Source organism: Streptomyces sp. MS19 (assembly GCF_047200595.1).
Classification (GTDB): domain Bacteria; phylum Actinomycetota; class Actinomycetes; order Streptomycetales; family Streptomycetaceae; genus Streptomyces.
In genome coordinates this window covers 1-3185 of sequence record NZ_JBJZOH010000084.1, presented here as the reverse complement: position 1 = coordinate 3185, position 3185 = coordinate 1, and the positions used below count along the sequence as shown (strand labels likewise).

At 74.8% G+C, this 3185-nt stretch carries 1 protein-coding gene; it reads left to right on the top strand.

All coding sequences use genetic code 11. The features are described 5' to 3' along the window. Positions 1–376: 376 nt before the first annotated feature. Positions 377–3185, top strand: a 2809-nt coding sequence (locus tag ACL02R_RS29960; RefSeq protein ID WP_412800106.1) for a nitrate- and nitrite sensing domain-containing protein, incomplete at its 3' end; no start/stop codon positions are given.

Sequence of the window (3185 nt, the reverse complement as noted above, 5' to 3'; positions counted from 1 at the left end):
GAAGAGCGCCCTGATCACCCTCGTCGAGCACGCGCTGCTCGCCCGTCTTCACTGAGCGGAACCCGCCCGGCCGCGCACGACGCGCGCGGCCCTGTGTCGTTCGACACGTCAAGGGCGGGTTCTTTCGCGTCCGCGGCCCCCGTTCACCCGGGCTTCACGAACAGCGCGCACACGGCTCCGACCCCTCCGCGTACAACAATCACCTGTTTCACGCCAGTTGCAGCCAAACGTCCGTTTTCTCCTCGTCAAGTTCGTCCGAACTTGTGCGTTTCCAGGGATTGGAAACTCCCCGCGCGGCGTGCTGGAATCCACCCGACCCCCGCAGACGTCACGGCTCCGTCCGCGACCGCGTGCCGGTGCCGGGAGGTGGAAGCCAGTGAGCCGCAAGCGCAGGACCCCCGACACACCGGACCGGCCGGTGCCCCCGCATCCGGACGGCCCACGCCCCGCCGCACCGGCCGGCACCCGCCTGGCACTCCGCAACTGGCGCGTCGCCACCAAGCTCAACGCCATCCTGCTGATCCCCGTCCTCGTCGCCCTCGTCCTGGGCGGCATACGGGTCTACGGCTCGTACGACCGCTGGCAGGAGGCCGAGGACGCCGAGCGCACGGCCGGACTCGTCCGCGCCGCCACCGCCTACGCCCACGCCCTCGTCGACGAACGCGACGTCACGGCCAGGCCGCTCCTCGAAGGCCGCCGCGACGACCCGGGCATCGCCGACGCGCGGCAGCGCACCGACGAGGCGCGCGAGGAGTTCGCCGCCCGCGCCGCCGCTGCCCCCGACACCCCGAACATCCGCCGCCGCGTCGCCGCCGTCGGGGACGCCGAGACGCGCCTGGACACACTGCGGCGGCAGGCGTACACCGAGGCCCTGCCCGGCGCCGCCACCGAGGAGGCGTACGTCCGCGTCCAGCGGCCCCTCATGTCCTTCTCCAACGAACTGGGCCTCGGCACCGGCAATCTCGCTGCCTACGGGCGCGGCGTCTACGCCCTCTCCCTCGCCAAGGCCGCCAGTTCGCTCCAGCGCGCCCTCGGCGTCCACCTCCTCGTCGCCCCGGGACCCGGCCAGGAGGACACGGACGAGCAGCGCGCCGCCTTCCTCTCCTACGTACGCCTTGAGGAGATCGCCCGCGGCGAGTACACCGCGGCCGGGACCGAGGAGGATGCGCGGCGCCTGGAGAGCGCGATGGCGGACGCCGCCGAGGGCGCCGCCGCGAGCGCGCCCCCCTCCGCGCCCGACCTGGACGCGATGACCGCCCTCCTCGCGGGCGGCGCGACGGCCGGGGGCGGCATGCCGGACGGCGTGGACGCGGGCACCTGGTTCCAGGCGGCCACCGCCGAGTTCGACGCCTACCACGACATCGAGACCGATCTGGTGGACGCCGCCGTGCGCGAGGCGGGCGACATCGCCGGCACGGCCCGCCGCGACATGGCGCTCAACGCCGCCGCCGTCCTCGCCGCCGTCCTCCTCGCGTTCCTGGTCGCCGGGCTCGTCGCGCGGTCGATGAGCCGCAGCATGCACCGCCTGCGTGCCGCCGCGCTCGGCGTCGCGGGCGAACGTCTCCCGGCCGTCGTGGACCGGCTCGCCAAGGGCGGCCCGGCGGGGGCCGACACCCGCGTGGAGCCCATCGGCATCACGACCAGGGACGAGATCGGCCAGATCGCCCGCGCGTTCGACCAGATCCACCGCGAGGCCGTCCGCCTCGCGGGCGAACAGGCCGTGCTGCGCGGCAACGTGAGCACGCTCTTCAGCAACCTCTCCGGCCGCAACCAAGGGCTGATCGAGCGGCAGCTCACCCTGATCAGCGCCATGGAGAGCCAGGAGGCCGACCCCGACCAGCTCTCCTCCCTCTTCCAGCTCGACCACCTCGCGACCCGCATGCGCCGCAACGGCGAGAACCTCCTCGTCCTCGCGGGCCAGGAGCCGGCGCACCGCTGGGACCGGCCCATCTCCCTCGTGGACGTCCTGCGCGCCGCGGCGTCCGAGGTCGAGGACTACGCCCGCATCGAACTGCGCGGCGTCGCCGCCACGGTGGTCCACGCCGAGGTCGTCAACGACCTCGTGCACCTGCTCGCCGAGCTGCTGGAGAACGCCACGGTGTTCTCCTCCCCGCAGACCGCCGTACGCGTCACCGCGACCCGCCTGCCCGACGGCCGGGTCCTCGCCGAGATCCACGACCAGGGCATCGGGCTCGCCCCGGCCGACTTCGCGGACATCAACGCGCGCCTCGCCGACCCGCCCAGGCTCGACGCCGCCGTAGCGGGCCGCATGGGCCTGTTCGTGGTCAGCCGCCTCGCCGAACGGCACGGCATACGCGTCCAGTTGCGCCCGGCCGAGGGCACCGGCACCACCTCGGTCGTCATGCTCCCCCCGACCGCGTGCTCGCCCGCCCCCGGGAACGCCGGGACGCGCGACGAGGAGGCCGGACCGGGGAGCGCGGCGGACCGCATCACCCCGGCGCGTACGCCCCGTACGCCCGCGCAGGGCGGCGCGGCATACGACCGGGGTTACGCCGGGCTTCCCCCGGTCCACGCCCCCGCGGGCCGCCCCGCGATCACCCACACGGACGACGCCGCGGCCCCCGTCCCCCCGGCGGCACCCCGCCAGGGACCACGCCACGCACGCCGCCCGGCGCTCGGACCGGCGGACGCGCCCCCGCGCTCCACCGGCACCACCGAGCCCCCGCCGGGCGAACATCCCACGACACAGCGGGGTTTCGAGCCGGTCACACCCGCTGCGGAATCGCACCGCGGTGGTCCCACCGGGGCCGCGCAGCGCGTAGGCTTCACTGGCACAGAACAGGTCGCGGCGGATGACCGCGCCACGACCGGCGCGGGACTACCCCGCCGTGAACGAGCCAGGCAGCAGCCCGAGGAGGACCCGGCACAGCGACTGCGGGACGATTCCCGTGACCCGGCGGAACCGCCGGGACCCGGGGAGGCGTGGCGGGATCGCGGGCCGCGCCGCGAGGAACGCTCCGGCGGCACCACATCCGCCGGACTCCCACGACGAGTGCCGCAAGCACATCTGACCGAGCACTCCCCACAGGAATCCGCCCCGGACCGACCCCAGGTCTCCCGTGACCCGAAGGACGTCCGCGGCCGGCTGAGCAGTCTGCGCCGCGGTGTGCAGCAGGGCCGCGGCGTCCGGGACGACCGCGGCGCGCAGAACGACGAATACGATC